This is a genomic window from Psychrobacter sp. KCTC 72983, from assembly GCF_014280455.1.
In the GTDB taxonomy this organism is placed as follows: Bacteria; Pseudomonadota; Gammaproteobacteria; order Pseudomonadales; family Moraxellaceae; genus Psychrobacter; species Psychrobacter pacificensis.
The window spans coordinates 870360-895608 of the sequence record NZ_CP060390.1; the positions used below are offsets into that span (position 1 = coordinate 870360).

Sequence of the window (25249 nt, forward strand, 5' to 3'; positions counted from 1 at the left end):
TGTTATTATCACACAGCAATTAGAAAAACCATATTAGTAGCAACGCTTGACGTTTTTTTATTAGATTTATAACTCATATTTTTCATGCGTATATTTAGAAAGGAACCACTTATGGCAACTGACACTACTGCTCCACGTCACGAAAAGCTCATCATTTTAGGCTCAGGTCCTGCCGGTTATTCGGCTGCGGTCTATGCGGCACGCGCCAACCTTAAACCTGTTATGGTAACGGGTATGGAAGTAGGTGGTCAATTAACCACCACTACTGAGGTTGATAACTGGCCAGGCGATGCGCATGATTTGACCGGTCCTGCATTGATGGAGCGTATGAAAGCACATGCTGAGCGTTTCGGTACAGAATTGGTTTATGATCATATCAATGATGTTAACTTGAATGTACGACCTTTTGAGCTGTCAGGTAACAACGGTACCTATACTTGTGATGCCCTGATTATCTCAACAGGTGCCTCTGCTCAGTATTTAGGTCTAGAATCAGAAACCAAATTTAAAGGGCTTGGCGTATCCGCTTGTGCCACTTGTGACGGTTTCTTTTATAAAGATCAAAAAGTCGCTGTGATTGGCGGTGGTAATACAGCCGTTGAAGAAGCCTTATACCTCTCTAACATTGCTTCTGAAGTGACTTTAGTGCATCGCCGTGATAGCCTGCGCTCTGAAAAAATCCTACAAGACAAGCTGTTTGAAAAAGCCAAAAACGGTAATGTTAAAATTGAATGGAATCATCAAGTCAAAGAAGTTGTCGGTGATGACATGGGCGTCAATGGTGTCGTTATCGAATCAATGATTGATGGCAGCACCAAACAACTGGATGCAATGGGTATGTTTGTCGCCATCGGTCATAAGCCTAATACCGACCTATTCAAAGGTCAATTGGATATGAAAGATGGCTATCTGGTCGTCAATAGTGGCTTGAATGGTAATGCCACGCAGACCAGTATCGAAGGGGTGTTTGCCGCAGGTGACGTGGCTGATCATGTCTATCGTCAAGCCATTACCTCTGCTGGTACTGGCTGTATGGCAGCGCTGGATGCTGAGAAATATTTGGATGCTATCGGTGAGACAACGGCGAAAGACCATACCTATGCGTCAACGCTGACTGCTGATTAAGAAGACTAAATGAATAACTTTGCGCAGCACGGCGATCATGATCAATACATCACGCCTGAGACTTTACAAAGTCTTGGGCGTTATGACTTTCCTGATCCTATCTCTATCGATCCTGAGGGCATTGGTATTGTCGCGATGGGTGGCGATCTTGCACCCGATACATTAATATCTGCTTATGCACAAGGACTGTTTCCATGGTTCAATGAAGATGAGCCTATCGCTTGGTGGTGTCCTGAGCCGCGTTGTGTGATCGTCCCATCTGATTATCAACCGAGTAAGTCACTGCGCAAGCAAGCAAATCGCACGCGTTGGCAACTAACACTCAATCAAGCTTTTGATGACGTCATACATGCCTGTAGTCTGCCGCGTAGCGATGGTCTTAATAATGACCTGCCCGAAGGCGAACACACTTGGATTCATGAAGAGATGATTGAGGCTTATACCAAACTGCATGCGCAAGGATTTGCCCATAGCATTGAGGTGTGGGACGAGACAGGTCAACTCATTGGTGGACTGTACGGCCTAAAAATAAATGGCATCTACTTTGGCGAATCCATGTTTCATCGTGCCTCTAATGCGTCAAAACTCGCGTTTTGGGGGTTGATGCGCTTATGTGAGCAAAGTCATGTTGCACTTGTCGACTGCCAGTTACCTAATGATCATCTCATGAGCTTGGGTGCCACTACTCTACCGCGTCCTGACTTTCTTGCTCAATTAGATCGCTTAATAAGCAGTCGCTCCATCAATTGGCACAATAATTTTCATCAGCCATTGGCCGTATCCCTTCTCGATACAGCAAATCCTTGGCAGCATCAATCATGAAATCTACAAAAGCTAAAGAGTTAAGAGAATTTTATGGCGCTTGATACCTCATTTCTGCTAATCGGAGAGCTGGCAGCAAAAGCCAATACAACCAAAGACACCGTGCGTCACTATGAACAGTTGGGCCTATTAAGGTCGCGTAAGCGTCAAGCAGGCTCACGTTTATATACTGAGTTTCATCCCGAGTGCGTCGAGCGTATTGAGCTAATCAAAAGCGCGCAAGCCATTGGTTTCACCCTTACTGAAATCAAAAACAGCTTAAACGATTACTATGATGGCCAATTGGATATTGATTTGCAGCTCATGCTGACTCAGCAAAAGCTAGAACAAGTCAGGAAACAGCAAGCCAATATAAGCGTGATGGTAGAATTATTGAGCGAGCGTATAGATGTTCTTGCACGGATGAAAGCAGACAGCAATTATCAGTTAGACACTAATATCTGTAAGAAGAAAATACCATCAAGTTAAACACGATAACGTTGGTTGAGATAAATAATTTATCTTTAAAGAAACCACGCTTATAACTCCTAATGAGAATTTACTCTCTTCACTCACCATAGACATGTTGCATGATTAACGCATCAATTGCGGACTGATTCGGTGACTTATAATAGCCTTTGCGTCTATGAATGATTGCAAATGCTTGCTTTTCATATAACGCTATCGCAGCATGATTGTCTGCTCGTACTTCTAATAACAAATTTTCCACCTGATTACTCTGCAATACTTCATGCAACTTATCAATAATTTGTGAAGCAATGCCTTGTCGTTGATAATCAGGATGCGTGCCAATACGCAAAATCTCTGCTTGCTCAAAAATCACTTGATAGAGGCAGTAGCCAATGACTTTATTATTATCGGCTTTATCTTCTTGTTTATAAACTATGAGCATATGCATACTATCTTGCGCGAGCATCTCAGCCAACGACTGCTCAGTCCATGCGTCGTGCGGCTGTACGAGCGCTTCGATATTTGCAACGGCTTGAAGCGCTTGTTGCCGCTCTGATGTATTGATTGCTAATTTCTTTATAATAAACACCGCTTCTCCCTTTATTTTTCTTATGCAATAAACGCTATCTTATCGTCATTTTTATAATTACTCAGAAATGACATTATTTATGTCATAAATACCCGCTTTCGCGCCTCATATTTAACACTATCTTAGGTATTTCTTTTAATATTGCCAAAGTTTTTGTAGAAAACATAAAAAAACTGCTTAGCCCTTATACTTAAGGATTAAGCAGTTCAACAGTATTTGAGCTTCAGCATTCAAGTATTTATCGACGCCTGATGATACCAGTCAAACGTCAACACACTTAAGAATTGTGATTAAGCATTACTTTTCAGATATTCTAACATGGTATCTGCATCTGACACTTCAAATGGGTCTGTTGAGCAGTTGTCACCGAAGTTAGGTTCTTTGAACACCTTTTTGATTTCTTTATTATCCACATACATCGAATATCGCCATGAACGCATGCCAAAGCCAAGATTGCTCTTATCCACCAGCATACCCATCTTACGAGTGAACTCACCGTTACCGTCAGGAAGTAAGAAAACGTTTTCACGGTTTTGCTTCAGGCCCCACTGGTACATAACAAAGGCATCGTTAACAGAAACACAAACAACTTCATCAACACCTAGCGCTTTAAACTCATTGTAAAGCTCTTCATAGCGAGGCAAATGACTGGTTGAACAGGTTGGTGTAAAGGCGCCAGGTAGTGAGAATACCACTACTTTTTTATTGGCAAATAACTCGTCTGTGGTTAGATCATACCATTTGAATGGGTTTTCACCACCGATAGATTCATCACGAACACGAGTTTTAAAAGTTACATCAGGTACATGGGTAATCATTATTTACTCCGATTTAAGTTATTGTGTTTTTATTTTTAAAATCCTGCCATTATATAATAAGGGTTATAGCTATCTATAAGCAAATCTTTAATCTACTGTATATGAAGCAGTCCTTGTAACTTATAGCTTTAGAATTTATTTTTTCAAATGAGAGAAAAACCCTAGTATTTAACTCCTTCTCCTCATTCACACCCCCAAAAAAAAAGCCACCCTAGATAGGGTGGCTTTTTTATGACTAATTCATAATCTCATTACTGAGACTTAAGTCTTAGTTCAATACGTTAGCAACAACACCAGCGCCTACAGTACGGCCACCTTCACGAATTGCGAAGCGTAGACCTTTGTCCATAGCGATTGGGTGGATAAGCTCTACGCCCATCTCAACGTTATCACCAGGCATGACCATTTCAGTACCGTCTTGTAATTGGATTGCGCCAGTTACGTCAGTGGTACGGAAGTAGAACTGTGGACGATAGCCGTTTAGGAATGGTGTGTGACGTCCACCCTCTTCTTTTGACAGTACGTATACTTCTGCGTCAAATTTGGTGTGAGGCGTGATTGAACCTGGCTTCGCTAGTACTTGGCCACGTTGTACGTCTTCACGCTTAGTACCACGTAGTAGTACGCCACAGTTTTCGCCAGCACGACCTTCGTCAAGCAGTTTACGGAACATCTCTACACCTGTACAGGTGGTTTTTTGAGTGTCACGGATACCAACGATTTCGATTTCGTCACCAACTTTTACGACACCAGATTCAACACGGCCAGTTACTACGGTACCACGACCTGAGATTGAGAATACGTCTTCGATTGGCATTAGGAATGCTTTGTCAACGTCACGCTCTGGCTCTGGGATGTAGGTGTCTAGTACGTTTAGTAGTTCTACAACGGCTGGTTGGCCGTATTTTTCTTGTGAGCCTTTTAGGGCTTCAGTAGCAGAACCGTGGATGATTGGGGTGTCATCACCTGGGAAGTCATAGTCGTTCAATAGTTCACGAACTTCCATTTCTACTAGTTCTAGTAGTTCTTCGTCATCTACCATGTCACATTTGTTCATGAATACGATGATGTATGGTACGCCAACCTGACGTGATAGCAAGATGTGCTCACGAGTCTGTGGCATTGGGCCGTCAGTTGCTGATACAACTAAGATTGCGCCGTCCATCTGAGCGGCACCTGTGATCATGTTTTTAACATAATCGGCGTGACCTGGGCAGTCTACGTGTGCGTAGTGACGTGTGTCTGTGTCATATTCTACGTGTGAGGTGTTGATGGTGATACCACGTGCTTTTTCTTCTGGTGCTGAGTCAATAGACGCGTAGTCTTTTGCTTCGCCACCAGAAGTGATTGCAGCTACGGTTGCGATTGCAGCGGTAAGGGTGGTTTTACCATGGTCAACGTGTCCGATGGTACCGACGTTGACGTGTGGCTTGCTACGTTCAAACTTGGCCTTTGCCATGGGTATTTCCTCTTTTTTTTGGTGAATGATCAATAAAAAGCTGTTTAATGGCTCATAATAAAACTAACTCATCATAAACCTAGCTATCAACCGCACGAACCACTGCTTCTTATCAAACAGCACTTCGAACTAATTTTTGTATCCGTTATTATACGCCGGCTTATCCTCAATAGTCATACATCTCTTGCTCGAAACCTATTTTTCTATTATCTAAAGAGGTCTTAAATATGCTACTGCTTATAACCGTTTAACGGCTCGATGTGCAAAGCTATTATATCAGCTAGATGACATCATCAAACAATCCGTAAAATCCGTTAACATATGAAAAAGCAATCCAATCCCAATGATGTTAAAAGGCTTACGAAAAAAGAGCAAAGCAACATATACCAGCATCGCATAATACGTATGTAGCGGATGAAAATTAATGCTACATCTATTAGCCTGAAAGATCGGGTCTGCTACTAAGTGATCCAAATCAACTAACATAGTCGCAAGCAATATCAGATATGCTTTTTTCCACTCTTTCTTAAAAAATACAACTGCGATAACGAGAGGGAAACCAAAATGCAAAAAGTAATATATAGTCAAGTCTAAATAAAAACAATACAGGACAATAAATTCATTTGATTCAACGCTATTTTTCTTGCTTGCTGTGACTGCGTCTCCAGAGGCTGCGAAAAATAACGTTGAATCTTATTGTATCGATTTTATAGTAATCTAACTATATAAACGTTTGCATACTCGTTTACCAGTTTTAATTCTGTTGATATCGAATCATCAAAAGCAATATTTATTAATATGCTGACAGCACTAAAAGGCAACACCTCAGTGTCACCTTTAAATCGTTACCTGTCGTACTAGTTTTATATGTTTCAATATTTTATATTTTCGATATCGACGCAAAGCTATATATAAATAGCAAAACAAGCATAGAGGATTTACATAATAAATGGAGCTCATATCGAGAATTGAACTCGAGACCTCTCCCTTACCAAGGGAGTGCTCTACCGCTGAGCTATATGAGCGTATAGTGTAAACCTTTGAGCTGCACTAAAAAAAATATCACGATACAGTAGTAATAACTGATGTCGTGATGAATAATTAATAGGCTTTGCGATGGTGTATATATGGAGCGGGTGGCGGGAATCGAACCCGCGTCATTAGCTTGGAAGGCTAAGGTGTTACCATTATACCACACCCGCATTTACTCTAATCTTAATAACTCTAGTTGAGAGTTAGAAACTATAGAGCATGCTTGGCGCTATAACAAACTTTTAAAAAAATATGGTGGTGGGAGAAGGATTCGAACCTTCGAAGCTTTCGCGACAGATTTACAGTCTGTTGGGTTTGACCGCTCCCCAATCCCACCTAAGGGTGCTTTGAACAAAAATGACTCTCATTTAAGACAAATTCATAAAAAGCTACTTTAAAAGAGATGGTGCCGACTGCCGGGATCGAACTGGCGACCTACTGATTACAAGTCAGTTGCTCTACCAACTGAGCTAAGTCGGCTTGTTCTCTCTAAAGTGGTGGCTATTCTATCAAATATTTTGAGATGCGCAAGCCCTTTTTTATCTTTTTTTTTATTATTTTAATAATAATATTCAAGCTACTGATTACGTTGTTATTTTTTTGATAGAAAAATAACAACGTAATTGCTCTTCTGATCTGTTGTGATTATATGCGCTGCATAGCTGGCTATATAACTAGCGAATGCGTAGTCCATTACAGGCCATTTTTACCGCTTTGACCAATGCCAATGCTTTTTTATTGGTTTCATCCCACTCCGCTTCTGGCACAGAATCAGCAACAACACCTGCGCCTGCTTGGATATGGATTTCACCGCGGCGCATCACTGCTGTACGAATAGCAATGGCGGTATCCATATTGCCATTCCAACCTAGATAGCCCACTGAACCACCAAATACTGTCCGACGTACTGGCTCTATCTCATCAACGATTTGCATCGCGCGAATCTTGGGCGCGCCTGATAGTGTACCCGCTGGAAACGTGGCACAAAATACATCTAGCGCGTCTTTATCAGACCTTATCGTGCCCTCCACATTGGACGCGATGTGCATGACTTGTGAGTAGTGCTCAATAAACATCTTGTCTGTAACTTTGACACTGCCATATTCACAAACACGGCCGATATCATTGCGACCCAAATCAATAAGCATTAAGTGTTCGGCAGTCTCTTTTTCATCATTGAGCAGCTCTTGTTCAAGTGCCAGATCCTCCGCTTCATTCTGACCACGCTTGCGTGTCCCTGCTAGTGGCCGTACGGTGACTTTACCGTTTTCGATACGGGACAGGATTTCAGGAGAGGCGCCAATGATATCAAAGCGTTTGTGATCATCAAGCGTATAGCCATGCACCAAAAACAGATACGGCGATGGATTTAGATAGCGTAATGCACGATAGACGGCTAGAGAGTCGCCTGTGTAATTTGCCGTCAACCGCTGTGCTGGAACCACCTGCATGACGTCGCCTGCTGCGATATAGTCTTTTATTTTCTTAACGTCGCTGCAGTACTTTTCCATACCGGTTTGCGAGATAAATTTTGGTGTGGGCATCACTGGCGCGGACAAATTGGACGGTTCTGCCAACTTCTCTTCGATTTTTTCCAACTCACGGATAGCTAAGCTGTAGCCCTCCTCGGTTTGACAGTCAGCATAGACGATGATCGATAAGGTATTTTCTAAATTATCAAAAACAATGACACTCATCGAAAGCATCAGCCACATATCTGGCATTGACATTGGATTGGGTGCGTCAGATAGGCCCACACTAGGCTCAATGATACGTACCATGTCGTAACCAAAGTAACCGACTAGGCCGCCGCTAAAACTTGGCATGGTGGGCACATCTTCAGCAGTCGGCATCTGATACTGCTGCATCAGCTGACGGATATAATCAAAAGGATTCTCTACTGCTGCTGTATCGATATGATCGTTCCGCTTGGTAGTCATATTGCCATCAGCGTACTGTAAAATAAGATCACTACCCAAGCCGATCATCGAGTATCTTGCCCAGCGCTCACCGCCTACCACAGACTCAAACAAATATGCAGAGCCGTTTAAATCACGTACTTTGGAAAACACAGACACTGGCGTCTGTGCATCCATCAAACGTTTTTTGACTAAGGGTGCATGACTAAAACCCCGATCTTTAAACGCTTGATATTCTTGGAAAGTCATCATACTAACGCTCTCTTAGCAGCAGAATGGCAAAAAATAAAACAGTGGACTGAACCATAAAATATAGCGCCAACACCGTATTTGAATGTTAGCGCTATAAAAAGCAGTTTGTCTGAATGACGATTCATACAGCAGTTAAGTTCAGGTCTCAACCTTCATAAACTAACTGAGCTAACGGACTGCTTATCAATCAGGATAGCTATGGATAAACGCTCGTATTCAAACTACGGATCGATGTCACTACATAACGCCCATGTTAAATAGCCATAATGCCAAGCCAATAATCAAAATGGCAGCAAATACCCATATAAACCAACCACCGCTAGATTTTTTCTCTACTTGTCCTGTATGAGCTGGATTACTGATTTCTTGATCCATCGCGTTGTTGCCTTGGGTGCCAAGATCATGAGCCTGCCCTAAATTTGCCGTACCCGAAAACTGCGAGGTCGCTGCTTGCTTGGCTTTTAAAACCTCAGGATCGGCTTCTTCTTGTAATTCAGTCTTTGTCGTTTTGTCGTGCTCTTCACTTACTACTGGTCTTTCATTTACTACAGGTTCTTCACTTACTGTTGGCTGCGATACTGTTGGTTCATCATCAGTAGATACTGTTGGGGTCAACGGCTCTGCAGTCGTCACAGCTTCTGACTCCGTTACAGTTGACTCAGTCGCCGCTGATACAGGCGTTTCAGATACAGACGTCTCAGATACTGGCTCTGACTCTTCTGGTGCTGTTTCAATCGATGCAGGCGTAGCACTTTGTGCAGCCGACAAGACATCCTCAATACCTGTCTCTTTAACTACTGGCTCTTGAGGCGCTGGTTCAGCCACTTCCGCTCTGTCAACTACAGGCGCACTTGCTGAATCTACTGCGGTGTCTGAAGTAGTATCGACAGATGGACTCTGTGCATCCTCTGCAGCGGGTAAAATCTCTTCAATATTCGTTTGCTTTACGATTGGTTCGCTGACGATATGCTCTTCGATGATATATTCATCATGCAAATTCTCAGTAGTTTCTGCTGGGGCAGTCTCATCACTGACACTACTTACTGTATCGTCCGTTATGACTGGCTCTAGTGTCTCATCTGCTGTAGCAGCGACAGGCGCTTGTACCTGAAAGCTAAAGCTTGCAAAACCAAGCGTATCCTCAGCCTGTAGAAGGTTTGATTCGTTGCCCGCGATACGTTGATCATTGATAAAGGTACCGTTAGAAGAGTCTAAGTCTTTTACGTATAACTGACCATCAAGTATGCTTAGAACGGCATGATTGCGAGATACTTGCTTGCTGCCGAGTACTACATCATTGTCACCGCCGCGACCAACAGACAAGCTATCCTCGACTGTCAGTGTCAGATCGCCCAGCGCCTCTGTTAATGCATTTAATTGCCATGTGCTGGCTTGTGCTGCCGTGCTCACACTATCTATATTATCCGTCATCTTGTTACTCCTTATTTTTTCTATTAATTTTCAAACGATTTTAAGCAAATTACTGTTAATTTTTATTCACTGACCACTCTATGATAGAGAGCATAATTAGTGGTCATGTGCTTGCTCTATTTTGGTATAAAGTGAGGCTTGATGACCTTATCAAGCTGGCTATACGGAATGCTCAATACCGGCATACCGTAGGCGTATGGACCGATAGAATAGTGCTGATAACGAATGTTAATCCCTGTTTCTGTCAAGGTCACATTGTCGCTCAACATAAACGGCCAGCTTTTCTCATAGCTACTGACATCATCAGCGACGGTCTTCACCCATGCTTTATACGCATCATGCGCGAGTGCTTCAAAACGAGGCTTTTTGCCTTTGATCAGCATGTCATCAAGAGTGACTTGTTTTTTGGTGGTCAGATCAAACGTCAAGTACTCACTATAAGGCATACCGTGAGCACCGCCAGTAAAGACGTAGGAGTTGATTTCGAACAACTCAAAGTTATTGACGTGACCCAAGTAAACAGGCGTCACCATCAAGCTATAAGCCCACGAAACCTCTTCAGGCATATCTTGAAACTGCGATGTCGCAAAGTCATTAATCGCAGCAGTTACGTCTTCCTGGCTGCTTTTCGTCTTAATAGGTGCTGACTCAGTTGGCTTGCTATTCACCACCAAATTATCAATACGTGCATTGACTGTCTTATCTATCCAACCATGATTTGTCTTAAGGTATTTAATCTCAATTTCTGGGCAATTATCACGCTCAGTACACATCTTTTGAATTTTTTCTGGTAACTGATAATCGAGATACTCTGTTGAGCTGATAAGGCTACCTGCATTTGCGGACAGACTAGCGGTACCCATCAGTAAACCGCTTGCTAAGAGACCAATTCGCCGTGTACGCCCTACTCTGCCTAAAGAAATATGCGTCAGCGTGAACCTATTAAGATGAGATTGAACCATAGCTTTCATGCATCCTCTTTTATAAATATAAAGTGTTGTAATACATTCTACCGTAACAATGACGCTGTATTGTAGGAACACTGTTTGTGTTTTTGAAGTGTTGCTAATCACTCAAAACCTCTCTTGACTCATTTGCCGCATAAATAACGGACAATAAAAAAGACACGGCTAGCGTGTCTTAATCAATGAACAATACAGTGATACGGTTGATTTGATAACAGTCGTTTTAATGCTCACGCGTGCTGCTAAAGGTGATCTCTGGATAACGATCTTGCATCAATTGTAAGTTGACCCGTGATGGCGCAAGATAAGTCAGATAACCACCACCATCGATTGATAACTGGTCATGGGCTTTTTTCTTGAACTTTGCCAAAGCCACGTCATCATCGCAGTGAATCCAGCGTACCGTGGCAATCGATACTGGCTCAAAGCTGCATTGCACTTTGTATTCTTCTTTGAGGCGATGCGCGACCACTTCAAACTGTAGCACCCCAACCGCACCCAATACCAAGTCATTGTTAATCTGCGGCATAAATACCTGCGTGGCACCCTCTTCGCTTAATTGCTGTAGTCCTTTTTGCAGGGCTTTTGATTTGAGCGGATCTTTTAGTACCACGCGGCGGAACAATTCAGGGGCAAAATGAGGAATACCGGTAAAGCTCAGCTCCTCGCCTTCAGTGAAGCTATCGCCGATAGAGATCGTTCCGTGGTTATGCAAACCAATAATATCGCCTGGATAGGCTTCTTCTAGCGCCTCGCGGTCGCCTGCCAAAAAGGTCAAGGCATCAGCGATACGGACGTCTTTACCCAGACGCACGTGCTTCATTTTCATGCCCTTCTCGTACTTGCCAGAGCACACGCGCAAGAAGGCGATGCGGTCACGGTGACGCGGATCCATATTTGCCTGGATCTTAAAAACAAAACCTGTGAAATCGGTCTCGGTTGCTGATACTTTACGCTCAGTCGTTGGATGGGCTTTTGGTGGCGGCGCGTATTTGACCAAGGTATCGAGTACCATGTTGACACCGAAGTTGCCAAGCGCTGTACCGAACAATACTGGCGTCATCTCGCCCGCCAAAAATGCGTCAACACTGAACTCTTCTAGCGCCATCTGTACCAGCTCGAGTGACTCCTCAAAAGCATCAAACATCAGCTGCCCGAGACGCTCGCGGATATCAGGATAATCGTAGCCTTCACGCGTTTCAGAGACGGTCATCTTGCCGCCATTGCCTTTCTCGTATAAGTAGGTTTTGTCTTCTGCAAGGTGATACACTCCAACAAAATCCTGTCCCATACCAATCGGCCACGTGACGGGCACGCATTTAATTTTTAGTACCGCTTCAATTTCACTCAGTAGCTCAAGCGGCTCACGAATCTGGCGATCGAGCTTGTTGACGAACGAAATGATTGGCGTATCGCGCATGCGGCAAACTTCCATCAGCTTGATGGTTCGTTCTTCGACACCTTTTGCGCCATCGACCATCATCAGTGCGCTATCCACGGCAGTCAACGTACGATAGGTATCTTCACTAAAGTCGGCGTGACCTGGGGTGTCTAGTAGGTTGACCATGTGGTCTTTGTACGGGAACTGCATGACAGAGGTGGTGATTGAGATACCGCGCTCTTGCTCCATACTCATCCAATCTGAGGTGGCATGGCGATCGGTCTTACGGCCTTTGACTTCGCCTACGACCTGAATCGCTTGTCCCCATAACAACAGCTTTTCAGTCATGGTGGTTTTACCAGCATCGGGATGCGAGATAATGGCAAAGGTGCGGCGCTTGGCCACTTCTTTGGTTAGTTTTTTTGGGTCTACGCTCATAGTTTTCAGCTTCAGCAGTTGGGTCATTTAGAAGTCAATCTAAATAAATAAAATCAATAATGAGCGTATTGTAGCCGATTTCGCGTTATGGTGCAGAGTTCACGCACAAAAAATACGCTCTATCAGTCAAACAAAGCGTGTTAACAAAATTTTTAACCGTCAGCGTAGGGCTTGCTTGATTTTAATAATAGCGCTTGATTTGCTCCGCTAAGAAGTCTCCTGCGACCTCATTGACAAGCGTACAATCTACCACGCCAAAGCGGCTATCTATATTCGGATCGGTGCTACCTTTGGCAACATAATTTGCCTCATAAATATCCTTCCCATATTCAACACCACTATATTCATAGGCAGGTTGATTTTTGTATGCAAAGAACATCACTTGCGCCGCTTTTTGCTTATTTGCTATACCAACACCAAACTGAGAGGTTCTATGATCTCGGTTATCACTAAAGCGTTGTTTAGCAGCTTCGATCCATTTCTCCAATGACGAATAGCCTGTCTTATTTTTGTCATTGAAAGCCAAAAATGAGCGCTCGCTTGTCACGACTGGAATGTAACAAACGGAGCCTTCAGGGAAAGCAACATTGGATGGAATTTCTGAGTAGTTGCTCAAATCGGTGAGAATACCGCGGCGCTCTTCAATACTCGTGCCAGCGCTATAACTGCGGGTCGTTAAGCCCGACAAGTCCAGTGTTTGATAGGTGGTTTCGTAGCCTAGTTTGTTATTACTGTTTTTTTCGTAAATAGGACGCTTGACCGTGCGACCATTGACTTCGATGTCTTTATTCTCAAGTCGACCTTCAAAATTATCTGCCAGTACCGTTCTGTCTAAATCATTGAGGCTCTGGTTGCTATAACTGTTAATAAGATTGGTGGTTTTGATGTTGCGTGCGCCTGTGCGATAAGTCTCATCGATGCGCGCAATGGCAGTATCGTTGGCCTTACTATCGTAACTATTGGCAAAACTCGTCAACGTAATATTGTCGCTGTCAGAACCATAACTGCCGTCATCTACTTCGCAGCCTATCAAAGCAAGCATTGTCCAGAAGAAAACACCAGATATCGCAACCACTCTATTCATCGAACAATGTCCTTATGATTTAGATTTTTTATCACCCAATTTGATGATATTAGTATGACCCACCAAATGGCTGGCTTCGGTCATTCTGTTTATTAGCACCAGCAGGTATTGCTACTGTAGAGAGCTCCAAAAGTCATATTTACAAACTTGTCGTAAAGATTTACTACCGACTTACTGAGCTGTTTTAATGATTTGTTATCCTAGGTTGGTTATTTGGCTTTACCACGAAAATCTAAAAACCAAAACAAAGGATGTGTTATGAAAACTTTATATTCAACCAAGTCTACTGTCACAGGCGGCCGTGCAGGTTCAGCAACCTTGAGCGATAGCGATCTTGAGATCAATATGGCCCCACCAGGTGGCAATCAAAAAGGCAATAACCCTGAGCAACTGCTTGCTATGGGCTATGGCGCTTGCTTTGATAGCGCACTTGGCGTGGTCAAAAAGATGGAAGACGCACGCTTTGGTTCAACGACTGAAACGTCTGTTGACCTGTTGCAAGGTGACAACCACGAGTACAAACTCTCAGTAAAAATCCATGTGATCGCCGATAACACAGACCTATCAGCTGACGATATTCAAAAACTGGTTGAAAAAGCGCACCAAGTGTGCCCATATTCTAAAGCCACACGCGGCAACATCGATGTTGAAGTCACCTCAGAAGTAAAGTAACGCATTATGAGACTCATTATCAATGATTAATTGAGAAAGTAGTTAATTAAAAATACGTTAATTATAGAAGAACTCAGCTGGTCTGGGTTCTTTTTTTGTTTGAAATTTTGGTGAAAAAATAAAAACGCCAGAACATCTCGTAACGGTTAAGCAGTTCGGCACGCACTGTTTTTATCGTTATAATAAGGGCATATTTTTATCTAACAGCTGATAAGTGACCTCTATGACTGATCCTATAAACGACCATACAACCGACAGTGACCACAACTCCCATCAAGCACTCGATCCTAAAACCTTACCGAATTTTGACGATATGCCAAATGTGGCACTGATGGATACCAGTCACGTAGACAAAGATCAGCCGCCCTTTATCTTAGTCGACGGCTCGTATTATCTGTTTCGCACCTATCATGCCCTCCCAAAGACCATGCAAAACTCGCAGGGTCTAATCACCAATGCGATACGCGGTACCTTGAATGCGCTGCTAAAACTGATGCGTCGTTATCACCCTACTCATATGGCCGTCTGCTTCGATACCAAGTCACCGACTTTTCGCCATCATATGTCGTCTGACTATAAAGCAGCTCGTCCGCCTATCGATGTAGAGTTGGTAGAGCAAATTCCTTATATTCATCGTTTGGTCAGCGCCTTGGGTATTCCGCTATTACGTATTGAGGGTGCAGAGGCCGATGATATCATCGGTACACTTGCCTATCGTGCCGTCGAGCAAGGTCACCATGTGGTCATCTCAACGGGTGATAAAGACATGATGCAGTTGGTTAATGACGGCGTGATATTAGAAGATAGCTTCACCGGCAAAATCACCGATACCCAAGCTGTCATTGATAAGTTTGGCATCAATCCAAATCAAATGATTGATTTCTTAACGCTCATGGGCGACAGCTCTGATGGGATCAAAGGCGTGCCAGGTATCGGTAAGAAAACTGCCAAAGACTTGTTGGTTGAGTATGGTGACATTGACAACATGCTCAAGCATATTGGCTTTATCAAAGGTCGTGGCGCAAAAGGTCTGATTGAACATGCCGATGACATTCCTTTTAACAGAAAGCTTGCCACCATCATTACCAATCTAGAAATCGGCCAAGATTGGAATGATCTCAAAATCAACACCGATCCTTGTGCGCATATAGAGGAGCTTCGCACCCTATATACCGAGCTTGAATTTAGAAATGAGCTAGCATCACTTGATCACCCAAACCATCCTGCAAATGGCTTACAAAGCGTTGCTGATAGCCAAGCCAATACTGAGTCACACGCGCAAGTTGCCAAATCACTGCAATCGACCAATACTGATAATATGACGGGCAGTAACCATCAGGATAAAGCGTGGCATACTGTGCTCGATGAGCCAGCATTTGATAGTCTGATTGAAGCTTTAGAGGCAGCGCCGCACTTCGTCATTGATACCGAAACCACCAGTGTTCATTGGCGCGAGGCGCAAATCGTCGGGCTGTCTTTTGCGGTGCAAGCGCATGAAGCCTATTATATCCCGCTCACCCACCGCCTAGAAGGTGATGAGCTAACAGCGAAACAACTCGACCGCGATACCGTGCTGGCGCGCCTGAAACCGATACTAGAAAATCCTAATATCGGTAAAATCGGTCAGCATCTAAAGTATGATGCGCATATCCTTGCGCACTATGATATTGACTTAGTCGGTGCCATACATGAGCAGCCAAATAACTGGGCGATGGATACCATGCTGGCAAGCTACGTCATCAATGCGGCTGCCACTCGCCACGGTATGGACGATTTGGCACGCCATTATCTGCAAACGCAAACCATTAGCTTTGAGGAAGTCGCAGGCAAAGGCGCGAAGCAAGTCACCTTTGACCAAGTGGCTATCGATATTGCTAGCGATTACGCGTGTGAAGACGCTGATATTACTTATCAGTTATTTGATGTATTCAGTGTTGAGTTGGCTAACGATGCCAATAATGCCAAATTGCTCCATGAGTTAGAGATTCCAACAGCAGAGATACTTTGCCAGATGGAAGCAAACGGTATTCTCATCAAACGCTCTTTCTTAAACGAGCTATCAAAACGCTTTGATGAAGAGATTGTCGCCCTAGAAAAACGGGCTTATGAAGTGGCTGGCGAAGAGTTTAACTTAGGATCACCGAAGCAGCTTGGCGAGATGCTTTTTGAAAAGCTGGGCGTGCCGGGCGGTAAAAAAACCAAGTCTGGTCAATACTCGACTGGTGAAGCCGTCCTATCGAAAATCGATCACCCGCTAGTCGATATCACCTTAGAGTATCGCGGGCTGTCTAAGCTAAAAAGCACTTATACCGATGCACTCGATAATGTTGCAGATGCTGAGACCGACCGCGTGCATACCAGTTACCATCAAGCACTGACCAGTACTGGCCGTCTGTCATCAACTGATCCTAACTTACAAAATATTCCCATTCGTACGGCGACTGGCCGCCTGATTCGCCAAGCCTTTATCGCCCCAGAAGGTCGCGTAATCTTGGCCGCGGATTATTCACAAATCGAGCTTCGTCTCATGGCGCATTTCTCAGGTGATAAGAACTTGACGCATGCCTTTAACGAAGGCCTAGATATTCATGCTTCGACTGCTGCTGAAGTGCTTGGCAAGGATGTTGCGGACGTTACCCCAACTGAACGCCGTAATGCCAAAGCCATTAACTTTGGTCTGCTATACGGGATGAGTGCCTTTGGACTTGCCAAGCAATTACAGATGAGCCGCGGTGAAGCGCAAGACTATATCGATATGTACTTTGAGCGCTATCCGGGTGTCAAAAACTATATGATTAATACGCGTGCTAGCGCGTACGAGCAAGGCTATGTCGAGACGATATTAGGCCGTAAACTCTATACCCCTGATATCAATCATAGCAATCGTATGGTCAAGCAAGGCGCTGAGCGTGCCGCAATCAACGCGCCGCTACAAGGATCTGCCGCTGATTTGATTAAGCTTGCCATGATTGCCGTTGATAAGGTATTGCCAAAAGATCAAGCCAAAATGCTGCTACAAGTCCATGATGAACTGGTGTTTGAAGTGGATATCGATAAAGTAGACGCGGTTAGCCAATTGATTACCGATGCCATGCAAGATGTCTTGACGACTACGGCCGTAGATAAAGGCTGGCATGTCGACTTTGCTGTACCGTTACTGGTTGAGACTGATAGCGGTCAAAACTGGGATGAGGCGCATTAATCATTGATTTGGTCAACTTAGAACGCTAGCGAGCTTAAAGATATTATGGGTTATGATGGGTTTTGAAACCCACTGTATCATCTATATAAACAACCACTTATGACTACTTGGTTATATTCTATGACGTTATTATTACCATATTGGGTTATAATAGCATCATAGTAGATTATGCATATTTCGTTAGATGTTTTTTGGTTTAGAGTGAGCCTACGGGCTCACTTTTTTGTTTTTGACACATTTTTTTGATACGCAGGAGCCAGTTATTTTGAGTTCAGATGGCATTATTGAAATTCCTGGTATGATCTTGCTATTTGTCTGTTTGCTGCGTTGCACACAGTACATGATAAAAAGTCATATCAAACACATTCAGGCCTTTTGGTTGGCAGCCGTACTTGTATTTTTTACCGTCATTCGTCGCGAGCTAAACTATCTACCAGATTTGTTGGTTCCGAGCGATTTCTCGTTTTTAAATCACTCTTATGATTGGTGGGAAGACAGTGTGCTGACCGTTATCTATCTCGTCGCGCTTGGCCTATTAGCTTATTCGAGGCACTACCTATGGGCAGTGTTAAAACACGTGCCTGTCTCGCTCTACCTCATCGTTACCGCGCTGGCAATCATTCAATATATGGGCGAGAACGCCATTATGTTCCCGCCTACATTTGGTGAAGTTGTCGAAGAGTTGGCTGAGACTGCGATTTACGCGATTGCCTTGACGTATTTATGGCGATTCAAACTGGCTGATTATGAATCATGTCTTGTGCAGAAATTAAACTATGAGCTCAAACACGCTGATAATTAAAATCATAGTAACGATACTATTAGGGCGTGTTGAACATTCGACCATGGCACTGACAGCGACTATTTTTTAGGCGATTCGATGTTAAAAATAATAAGTTTAGTCACTCTAAGCGCTTATTTTTAACGATGAAGCGGCAAAAAAGAGTCCTGTCCCCTGCTTTTATCGTTGGGGCTGATGCTAAAATTGCCCCATACTGCGTTACAAATCTCGCTAAGGCATCTGCATTATCGTCGCTTTGTGCCTTGTCTGGAACCATTTTAGCGATCAGCAGTGCCTATTTGCGAATGTTCAACACGCCCTAATGACGTAGCAACAAAGATCTTTTAAGCAATTTTATAAAAACTCACGGCTGCTCAATATGAGTAGCCGTTTTGCATTTTGGCAATCGCCTTACATTTTTTGAACATCCTGTCACACCTTACTACTAGTGAAAATCCCAATAACCGTACAAACTTATGGACAGATTATCAATGTCGCTATAAGCAACGCTTTTATAAGCCCTTACAATGACTTTACTGCTAATAATTACAACAAGGAATGACTTATGGAAAACACAAAGAATCCACTACCAGAAGAGATGGATCATATCGATGGCAATCGCCGCGACAATAATGACAGCACCGATAACCAAAACAATCAGTTGGTCGATTTAGACAATCCGATGCTGCACACTATCGACAATGATGATGTGATTGATAATAGTGCAGGGTTTGATAATTCAGAAGTCGGTAGTACTGCTACGCAAGGATTAACACCTATGCATCGTCAAAACCTTGATGAGTCGCGTGTGGATGAAGTTTTGGTTCAAGACAATCTTGATGATAATGATTATCCAGATACAATGGATATTGCTGATAGAGATGCCGCAGAACGCAGCAATGACGATGATTTTTAGAAATTAGCACCGCGGCTAATATAGCCCTTTAGAGCGAAAAAGCACGCTTAATATCGTTAAGCGTGCTTTTTTATGACTTATCATTTAACTAACAGTAATAGATATTTTCAGCCGATTAAACCCATCCATCAAGTGTGCCAGCCCAGCCTTTTACAAGAGGCAAGCTCAACGCTTCGAGCAATTCAATGTGTGTCTCATCGAGGTTTAGCGCAGGGATATAGTGATACTCTTGCCCGCCTGCCTCCAGAAAATTATCGCGGTTTTCAATGGCCAACTCCTCTAGCGTCTCAAGACAATCCGCTGAGAATGCAGGGCTAATCACTTGTACTGAGCGCACACCAGATTTGCCCCAATCTTCTAATACCACATCAGTATACGGCTTTACCCACTCTTGCTTACCAAAGCGTGACTGAAAACTAATAATCCATTCATCGTCTTTTAAACCAAGTGCATGTGCCACTTGTGCAGCGGTACACTTACAACGCTTAGGATACGGGTCGCCTTTATCTGCATAAGGCTGCGGAATGCCGTGAAAGCTGAACATTAACTTCTCAGGCTTGCCATGTTTCTCTTGGAAACGGCGGATAGAATTGGCTAGCGCCTGAATGTATAGCGGATGGGCAAAGTAGTCTTTGACAATGGTATAGTTTGGCAAGTTGCGCTGCTTAAGTGTCCATTTTGTCAGCGCATCATATACCGCACCGCCTGAAGAGGCTGAGTACTGCGGGAACAAAGGCAGAATGACAAAGTGATCCACGCCTTCTGCGCGCAGTGCATCAATCACATCAGGCAATCCAGGATTACCATAGCTCATCGCAGGATGCACAGAGACGCGAAATGGCGCTACGCTATTGGCCAGACGCGGCTCTAATAGCTCCACTTGGCTCTTTAGGATTTTACGAATCGGTGAATCCCCTTCCCAAATGCTCGCGTAAGCCTTTGCGACACGCTTAGGACGGCTTGGTAGGACAAACAGATTTAAGATGATGGCCCACAAAAACTTGGGAATCTCGATCACTCGCGGATCTGACAAAAACTGTTTGAGATAACGTCTTACGGCAGGTGCCGTCGGCTCATCTGGCGTACCAAGGTTGACTAACAGGACAGCAATACGTGGAGGCAATTCAGGTTTCATAGCAGCACTATTTATCAGCAGTAAGTTATTAGAAGTCGTGTCATCATAAAGGTACCAGATTGCTCATACACCTTTGTGCAAACACCGCATTAGTGTAGCATTTTATCCATGAATCACGCATGGCAAAAGCGCACTTGTACAATTTGCTACGCAGTCGCCAGCCTTCTATCATTTACTCTTTATTATTTGACGCGATAAAACGGCATTTAAAAGACCTGCTCGGCGGTTGTACTCCTACGCGCATCACCATACAATAGGCAAGCCCAGTTTATAAAAATGGTGTAAGTAAAGTAGCCCGTTAAAATTTTGCCATTTTACTTTTATTTTATTGATGATTGTTGTCTTGCGAGGTAGCTTTGAACGCACGCTCTGATAATACCGGTGACCAGTCTCCTAATTCTCAAACTCACGTAAACAGCTCAGCCAATACTGCTGCTGGATCTGTGGGTGTGGTTACGCCACAAAAATTCCATTTTGCCGAGCCATTGACCTTGGAATGTAACCGTACTCTGCCCTCGTTTGACTTGATGGTAGAGACTTACGGCACGCTCAATAGCGATAAATCAAATGCGATTTTGATTTGTCATGCGTTATCGGGCAACCATCACGCGGCAGGGTTTCATAGCGTTGATGACAAAAAAGCGGGCTGGTGGGACAATATGATTGGTCCGAACAAAGCCATCGATACCAATCGCTTTTATGTGGTGTGCGTCAACAATATCGGTAGCTGTTTTGGCTCAACAGGGCCTACAACTATTAATCCCCATAGCATTAGTTCGGATGACAGTATCGATTCAAGCGATAACAGTGCAAATAACAGCAATGAGCCACAAGTCTATGGCCCTGACTTTCCGCTCATCACGATTAAAGACTGGGTAAAAACCCAAGCCATGCTCTCAGATCGTCTGGGCATTGACGTATGGCATGCTATCGTTGGCGGCTCGATGGGCGGTATGCAAGCGCTGCAATGGTCTGTCGATTATCCAGACAGGCTAAAACGCTGTGTGGTGATTGCGAGTACACCGAAGCTATCTGCGCAGAATATCGCCTTTAATGAAGTCGCACGCCAATCGATATTGTCCGATCCTGATTTTAAGGATGGACGCTACATACAAGCTGGTACCTACCCTCGTCGCGGCCTCATCTTGGCACGGATGGTTGGTCATATCACTTATTTGACTGATGACGCGATGAAAGCCAAGTTTGGTCGTGATTTAAAATCGGGCAAGTTCATGTATGGCTACGATGTCGAGTTTCAGGTTGAGAGCTATCTACGTTATCAAGGTGAGCGCTTTAGTGAAAACTTTGATGCCAATACTTATCTGCTCATGACCAAGGCATTAGATTATTTCGACCCGACACGTGACTACTCATCAGCGGTAGCAAAAGACAATACAGAGTCGGCCGTGCCATTAGAAAATTCTATCGCGGCGTCAGTCGAGTCTAGCAAAGCCAATGCGCAGAACGAGTTAGAAGATGCGGTAGCGACGATTGAAGACATTGAGTCTGATCGACAGCAAGAGCTTTCTGCGCTCAAAGCGGCATTCGCCCATACACAATGCCAGTACTTGGTTGTGTCATTCACCACCGATTGGCGCTTTGCACCAGAACGCTCGCAAGAAATTGTCGATGCGCTGATGGCTACTGGCAAACCTGTTAGCTATATTAATATTGATGCGCCGCATGGCCATGACTCTTTTTTATTTGATATTCCTCGCTACATGGGTGCTGTTAGAGGATTTTTGACAGCGCCATTTATTAACCCTAGCCGCCCAGCCACAGGAGAGCGCTCATGAGAATGGATCACCAACTGGCAGAGCGCTGGATCGCACCGCAAGCACATGTACTTGATTTGGGCTGCGGTAATGGCGAGCTGCTCGCGCACTTACAGCAGAAGTTAGGCGTCACTGGATACGGGCTTGAGATTGATGAGGACAAAATCAACGAAGCCATTGGCAACGGCTTATCGATTGTTGAGCAAGACCTAAACGATGGCTTGGCACGCTTTGCCGATAACAGCTTTGATACCGTGGTTATGGCGCGTGCGCTACAAGCGGTAAAAGCGCCTGATGTGCTACTGCTTGATATGCTACGCGTCGCCCGAGAGGCGATCATCACATTCCCTAACTTTGCCCATTGGCAAAACCGTCTTCATTTAGGGCTTAAAGGGATGATGCCGGTGTCTGAGGCACTGCCTTATGAATGGTACAACACCCCCAATATTCATCTATGTACGTTTAAAGACTTTGAGCAACTGTGTGCGCAGCATGATATTCATATCGTTAATCGCTTTGCGGTAAGCGACTCTGATAAAGGTCATTCCCCACTGATGACGGCATTAATTAGACAGGCACCCAATCTACTCGCAGATGTCGCTATCTATCGAGTGACAAAGAAAAAAACGAAGTAATGTCAGATATTTAATTTTTGCTCAAAAGGATAAAATGACCGTTATTGCTGAACCTTTTATCTTAGCAAATTGTTAACTAATGATTGTCTTATAGTAACTCTATGATTTTACTGAGGACAATCAGGTACAAGCAGCTATTAAATCTTGTAATTAGTATTTGAGTTTCGTAAGTTTGGGTGTTAAGCTAGCAAAATGTTGTCAGTTATCCCACTATTACGACCGTTTGTCTAATTAGTTGGGTTAAATCGATGATACAAAATTAAAAACTCTATTGCTGATGATTAGGTAATTCATCTCGCAAGATGTCACCTAATTGTTATCGCCGTCTAACTGTCTTTAGCGAGACGATGTTTAGCGGTACAATTTTCTTGCGTATTAACTGCCTAATTTTGGAGCTGCTATGAAATTATTAAAAGCCGCATTGTTTACTGCCTTATTTTCTTGTGCTGGTTTGGCCAATGCTGAGTTAATATCAAACGTACCGCTTGATACTTCACGCTTTGAGCTGATGCCTGTGAGCGAGCTGTCTAGTCGTGCTGCCCAAGGTAACGATCATGCTCAGTTTTATCTAGCCAAGCGCTTGCAAAAAGGCGAAGGTATTGCTCAAAACACCCAGCAAGCTATCCAGTGGTACACCAAAGCCGCTCAGCAAGGCGTTGCTCCTGCTCAGTTAAACCTTGCTATCATGTATTTACGCGGTGAAGGCGTACAACCTAACTTGCAGCAAGCGCGTCTTTGGCTAGAGAAAGCCGCGATGCGTGGCGACAACCGTGCCAGCTATACACTTGCATTGTTAGATGAAAAACAAAAAAATCTGGTAGATGCCTATAAATGGTATGACTTGGCTGCCCGTGATGGCATGCTCGACGAAAAAGTCCGTAACAAAGCGCGCGGCAAAATTGGACAGTTGGCATTGAACTTATCAAGCTCAGACATCGCCAATGCACGTAACCAAGCGGATCGCTGGTTCCAGAGTAAGTAAACTCTAAACGAACCTCAAAAAAGATTAAGTTGATAATAAGAAATCCAGCCTTTGAGCTGGATTTTTTGTTTTTATCTTATAATCAAAACATTTATTATTTCAGCTCCTATCAAGCTGAGCGACCTAAACTATTCAAAACCCTGCCAAAATTTGCTACACTACGCGCGCATTCATCAATCCCACAATTTTGTTAATGCTTTAAATTGAAAAGATACTTTAAACCCAACGCACTAGGTTTGCGACCTAGCCAGCAGGAGAAACACATGAGCACCACTCAAGATAGTAATATCAAAGAAACCGTGGTAACTGACAATCAATCAGCCCCCGCCTACGATAGCCTCACTAACAATATCGTTGTTGCCGCACTTTATAAATTCACACGCTTTACTGACTTTGAGCAGTATCGCGAGCCGATTTTGAATACCATGCTAGATAACGATGTCAAAGGCACTTTATTGCTGGCAAGCGAAGGCATTAACGGTACGATTTCTGGTACGCGTCAGGGTATCGATACCATCCTTGACTATCTGCGCAATATCGAAGCGATTGGTACGTTTACTTTCAAAGAGTCTTATACCGATGCGCAGCCGTTTTATCGCACTAAGGTAAAGCTCAAAAAAGAAATCGTCACCATGGGCGTAGAAAACATCGACCCACTACAATCGGTCGGTCGCTATGTAAAGCCTAGCGAATGGAATGCACTGATCTCAGATCCTGAAGTGACTCTCATCGATACACGTAACGATTATGAAGTGCAAATCGGTACGTTCCAAAATGCCGTCAATCCAAACACTGAAACCTTCCGCGAGTTTCCAGAATACGTATCAAAAGAGCTCGATCCAGCCAAGCATAAAAAAGTGGCCATGTTTTGTACAGGTGGTATCCGCTGCGAGAAGTCAACTGCCTATTTGCGAGAGCAAGGGTTTGAAGAGGTCTACCATTTAGAAGGTGGTATCCTAAAATACCTAGAAGAAATCCCAGCCAGTGACTCTATGTGGCAAGGTGATTGCTTTGTCTTTGACAACCGTGTATCGGTCAATCACAACTTAAAAAAAGGTAATTATGAGCAGTGTTTTGCCTGCCGTATGCCCATCACTAGCGATGACATGCAGAGCCCAGCCTATATCAAAGGCGAGTCATGCCCGCATTGTATTGACAAAGCCACAGATGAGCAAAAAGCGCGTTTCCGTGAGCGCGAGCACCAAATGCAACTGGCCAAAAAACGCGGTGAAGCCCATATCGGTAGTGACGTGATGGATGTCATAGAAAAACGCAAAGCGGCCAAGATTGAAGCGCGTCTGCAAGCAGAAGCGGTAAACAACGCTAAAGCCAATTAAACCTAGCATTAGTACAATAAAACAGAAGTAAAAAAGAGAGGCTCTAATC

General features: G+C 43.9%; 21 protein-coding genes and 4 tRNA genes. 11 read left to right on the top strand and 14 right to left on the bottom strand.

Translation table 11 applies throughout. The annotated features are described in order from the left end of the window. Nucleotides 1-111 precede the first annotated feature (111 nt). From trxB to PSBA01_RS03725, 3 genes are read left to right on the top strand one after another with little or no spacing between them, the layout of a single operon-like run. On the top strand, nucleotides 112-1125 hold the full coding sequence (gene trxB, locus PSBA01_RS03715) for a thioredoxin-disulfide reductase (protein ID WP_186475078.1): 1014 nt from the start codon (nucleotides 112-114) through the stop codon (nucleotides 1123-1125). A 9-nt stretch (nucleotides 1126-1134) separates the two neighbouring features. Continuing rightward, nucleotides 1135-1947, top strand: a complete 813-nt coding sequence (gene aat, locus PSBA01_RS03720; RefSeq protein WP_186475079.1) for a leucyl/phenylalanyl-tRNA--protein transferase — start codon at nucleotides 1135-1137, stop codon at nucleotides 1945-1947. Nucleotides 1948-1980: 33 nt separating this feature from the next. Continuing rightward, nucleotides 1981-2415 carry a MerR family transcriptional regulator gene (locus tag PSBA01_RS03725; protein ID WP_058023725.1) on the top strand — a complete coding sequence of 145 codons (435 nt, stop codon included), beginning with the start codon at nucleotides 1981-1983 and terminating at the stop codon, nucleotides 2413-2415. A 79-nt stretch (nucleotides 2416-2494) separates the two neighbouring features. Here the strand turns inward: PSBA01_RS03725 and rimI are convergent, their stop codons facing one another. The 13 genes from rimI to PSBA01_RS03785 all read right to left on the bottom strand — a co-directional run bounded on the left by rimI (nucleotide 2495) and on the right by PSBA01_RS03785 (nucleotide 13765). Further along, the gene (gene rimI / locus PSBA01_RS03730; RefSeq protein ID WP_071002258.1) at nucleotides 2495-2986 is read right to left on the bottom strand and encodes a ribosomal protein S18-alanine N-acetyltransferase; all 492 of its coding nucleotides are present in this window, start codon (nucleotides 2984-2986) and stop codon (nucleotides 2495-2497) included. 290 nt (nucleotides 2987-3276) lie between these two features. Further along, nucleotides 3277-3804 carry a peroxiredoxin gene (locus tag PSBA01_RS03735; RefSeq protein ID WP_071002259.1) on the bottom strand — a complete coding sequence of 176 codons (528 nt, stop codon included), beginning with the start codon at nucleotides 3802-3804 and terminating at the stop codon, nucleotides 3277-3279. Nucleotides 3805-4072: 268 nt separating this feature from the next. Then, on the bottom strand, nucleotides 4073-5263 hold the full coding sequence (tuf, locus tag PSBA01_RS03740) for an elongation factor Tu (RefSeq protein ID WP_186473561.1): 1191 nt from the start codon (nucleotides 5261-5263) through the stop codon (nucleotides 4073-4075). A 276-nt stretch (nucleotides 5264-5539) separates the two neighbouring features. Then, a complete protein-coding gene (locus PSBA01_RS13200) occupies nucleotides 5540-5851 on the bottom strand; it encodes a DUF6122 family protein (RefSeq protein ID WP_222436683.1) in 312 nt (103 codons plus the stop codon). Between the two features lie 362 nt (nucleotides 5852-6213). Further along, nucleotides 6214-6288, bottom strand: a tRNA-Thr gene (locus PSBA01_RS03745). A 103-nt stretch (nucleotides 6289-6391) separates the two neighbouring features. Beyond that, nucleotides 6392-6465: transfer RNA gene (locus tag PSBA01_RS03750), tRNA-Gly, on the bottom strand. An 83-nt stretch (nucleotides 6466-6548) separates the two neighbouring features. Then, nucleotides 6549-6632, bottom strand: a tRNA-Tyr gene (locus PSBA01_RS03755). A 67-nt stretch (nucleotides 6633-6699) separates the two neighbouring features. Further along, nucleotides 6700-6775 (bottom strand) — tRNA-Thr (locus tag PSBA01_RS03760). Between the two features lie 194 nt (nucleotides 6776-6969). Beyond that, nucleotides 6970-8466, bottom strand: coding sequence for an anthranilate synthase component I (gene trpE, locus PSBA01_RS03765; RefSeq protein ID WP_186475080.1), 1497 nt, complete (start codon nucleotides 8464-8466; stop codon nucleotides 6970-6972). A gap of 237 nt (nucleotides 8467-8703) precedes the next feature. Beyond that, a complete protein-coding gene (locus PSBA01_RS03770) occupies nucleotides 8704-9897 on the bottom strand; it encodes an FHA domain-containing protein (protein WP_186475081.1) in 1194 nt (397 codons plus the stop codon). Between the two features lie 116 nt (nucleotides 9898-10013). Further along, nucleotides 10014-10868: a DUF3298 and DUF4163 domain-containing protein gene (locus tag PSBA01_RS03775; protein ID WP_186475082.1), complete on the bottom strand. Its 855-nt coding sequence runs from the start codon at nucleotides 10866-10868 to the stop codon at nucleotides 10014-10016. Nucleotides 10869-11085: 217 nt separating this feature from the next. Then, on the bottom strand, nucleotides 11086-12681 hold the full coding sequence (locus tag PSBA01_RS03780; RefSeq protein WP_186475083.1) for a peptide chain release factor 3: 1596 nt from the start codon (nucleotides 12679-12681) through the stop codon (nucleotides 11086-11088). A 181-nt stretch (nucleotides 12682-12862) separates the two neighbouring features. Next, nucleotides 12863-13765 (bottom strand): hypothetical protein, encoded by a 903-nt coding sequence (locus PSBA01_RS03785; protein ID WP_186475084.1) that lies wholly within the window; start codon nucleotides 13763-13765, stop codon nucleotides 12863-12865. Nucleotides 13766-14023: 258 nt separating this feature from the next. Between PSBA01_RS03785 and PSBA01_RS03790 the strand changes: the two genes are divergently transcribed. From PSBA01_RS03790 to PSBA01_RS03805, 4 genes are all read left to right on the top strand, one after another. Further along, complete coding sequence (locus PSBA01_RS03790; RefSeq protein WP_186475085.1) at nucleotides 14024-14437, top strand: organic hydroperoxide resistance protein; 414 nt, start codon at nucleotides 14024-14026, stop codon at nucleotides 14435-14437. Between the two features lie 223 nt (nucleotides 14438-14660). Beyond that, on the top strand, nucleotides 14661-17639 hold the full coding sequence (gene polA, locus PSBA01_RS03795; RefSeq protein ID WP_228724629.1) for a DNA polymerase I: 2979 nt from the start codon (nucleotides 14661-14663) through the stop codon (nucleotides 17637-17639). Between the two features lie 265 nt (nucleotides 17640-17904). Beyond that, the gene (locus PSBA01_RS03800; protein WP_186475086.1) at nucleotides 17905-18441 is read left to right on the top strand and encodes a hypothetical protein; all 537 of its coding nucleotides are present in this window, start codon (nucleotides 17905-17907) and stop codon (nucleotides 18439-18441) included. 544 nt (nucleotides 18442-18985) lie between these two features. Continuing rightward, a complete protein-coding gene (locus PSBA01_RS03805; RefSeq protein WP_186475087.1) occupies nucleotides 18986-19336 on the top strand; it encodes a hypothetical protein in 351 nt (116 codons plus the stop codon). Between the two features lie 115 nt (nucleotides 19337-19451). Here the strand turns inward: PSBA01_RS03805 and hemH are convergent, their stop codons facing one another. Beyond that, on the bottom strand, nucleotides 19452-20471 hold the full coding sequence (hemH, locus tag PSBA01_RS03810; RefSeq protein WP_186475088.1) for a ferrochelatase: 1020 nt from the start codon (nucleotides 20469-20471) through the stop codon (nucleotides 19452-19454). Between the two features lie 443 nt (nucleotides 20472-20914). Here hemH and metX point away from each other — a divergent pair, with 443 nt between their 5' ends. The 4 genes from metX to PSBA01_RS03830 all read left to right on the top strand — a co-directional run bounded on the left by metX (nucleotide 20915) and on the right by PSBA01_RS03830 (nucleotide 25200). Further along, nucleotides 20915-22267, top strand: coding sequence for a homoserine O-acetyltransferase MetX (gene metX, locus PSBA01_RS03815; RefSeq protein ID WP_228724667.1), 1353 nt, complete (start codon nucleotides 20915-20917; stop codon nucleotides 22265-22267). Next, nucleotides 22264-22881: a methionine biosynthesis protein MetW gene (gene metW, locus PSBA01_RS03820; RefSeq protein WP_058025768.1), complete on the top strand. Its 618-nt coding sequence runs from the start codon at nucleotides 22264-22266 to the stop codon at nucleotides 22879-22881. Before metX ends, metW begins: the two co-directional genes overlap by 4 nt. Before the next feature lie 400 nt (nucleotides 22882-23281). Next, nucleotides 23282-23863 carry a tetratricopeptide repeat protein gene (locus PSBA01_RS03825; RefSeq protein WP_058025769.1) on the top strand — a complete coding sequence of 194 codons (582 nt, stop codon included), beginning with the start codon at nucleotides 23282-23284 and terminating at the stop codon, nucleotides 23861-23863. 263 nt (nucleotides 23864-24126) lie between these two features. Further along, nucleotides 24127-25200, top strand: a complete 1074-nt coding sequence (locus PSBA01_RS03830) for a rhodanese-related sulfurtransferase (RefSeq protein WP_212563884.1) — start codon at nucleotides 24127-24129, stop codon at nucleotides 25198-25200. Nucleotides 25201-25249 lie beyond the last annotated feature (49 nt).

Coding starts and splice junctions, on each gene's coding strand:
- PSBA01_RS03770 (WP_186475081.1), bottom strand. CDS start 9,897: ATGACGGATAATATAGATAGTGTGAGCACGGCAGCACAAGCCAGCACA.
- PSBA01_RS03825 (WP_058025769.1), top strand. CDS start 23,282: ATGAAATTATTAAAAGCCGCATTGTTTACTGCCTTATTTTCTTGTGCT.
- PSBA01_RS03805 (WP_186475087.1), top strand. CDS start 18,986: ATGGAAAACACAAAGAATCCACTACCAGAAGAGATGGATCATATCGAT.
- PSBA01_RS03830 (WP_212563884.1), top strand. CDS start 24,127: ATGAGCACCACTCAAGATAGTAATATCAAAGAAACCGTGGTAACTGAC.
- hemH (WP_186475088.1), bottom strand. CDS start 20,471: ATGAAACCTGAATTGCCTCCACGTATTGCTGTCCTGTTAGTCAACCTT.
- PSBA01_RS03735 (WP_071002259.1), bottom strand. CDS start 3,804: ATGATTACCCATGTACCTGATGTAACTTTTAAAACTCGTGTTCGTGAT.
- PSBA01_RS03780 (WP_186475083.1), bottom strand. CDS start 12,681: ATGAGCGTAGACCCAAAAAAACTAACCAAAGAAGTGGCCAAGCGCCGC.
- PSBA01_RS03725 (WP_058023725.1), top strand. CDS start 1,981: ATGGCGCTTGATACCTCATTTCTGCTAATCGGAGAGCTGGCAGCAAAA.
- trpE (WP_186475080.1), bottom strand. CDS start 8,466: ATGATGACTTTCCAAGAATATCAAGCGTTTAAAGATCGGGGTTTTAGT.
- metW (WP_058025768.1), top strand. CDS start 22,264: ATGAGAATGGATCACCAACTGGCAGAGCGCTGGATCGCACCGCAAGCA.
- PSBA01_RS03775 (WP_186475082.1), bottom strand. CDS start 10,868: ATGAAAGCTATGGTTCAATCTCATCTTAATAGGTTCACGCTGACGCAT.
- tuf (WP_186473561.1), bottom strand. CDS start 5,263: ATGGCAAAGGCCAAGTTTGAACGTAGCAAGCCACACGTCAACGTCGGT.
- polA (WP_228724629.1), top strand. CDS start 14,661: ATGACTGATCCTATAAACGACCATACAACCGACAGTGACCACAACTCC.
- trxB (WP_186475078.1), top strand. CDS start 112: ATGGCAACTGACACTACTGCTCCACGTCACGAAAAGCTCATCATTTTA.
- aat (WP_186475079.1), top strand. CDS start 1,135: ATGAATAACTTTGCGCAGCACGGCGATCATGATCAATACATCACGCCT.
- PSBA01_RS03785 (WP_186475084.1), bottom strand. CDS start 13,765: ATGAATAGAGTGGTTGCGATATCTGGTGTTTTCTTCTGGACAATGCTT.
- PSBA01_RS03790 (WP_186475085.1), top strand. CDS start 14,024: ATGAAAACTTTATATTCAACCAAGTCTACTGTCACAGGCGGCCGTGCA.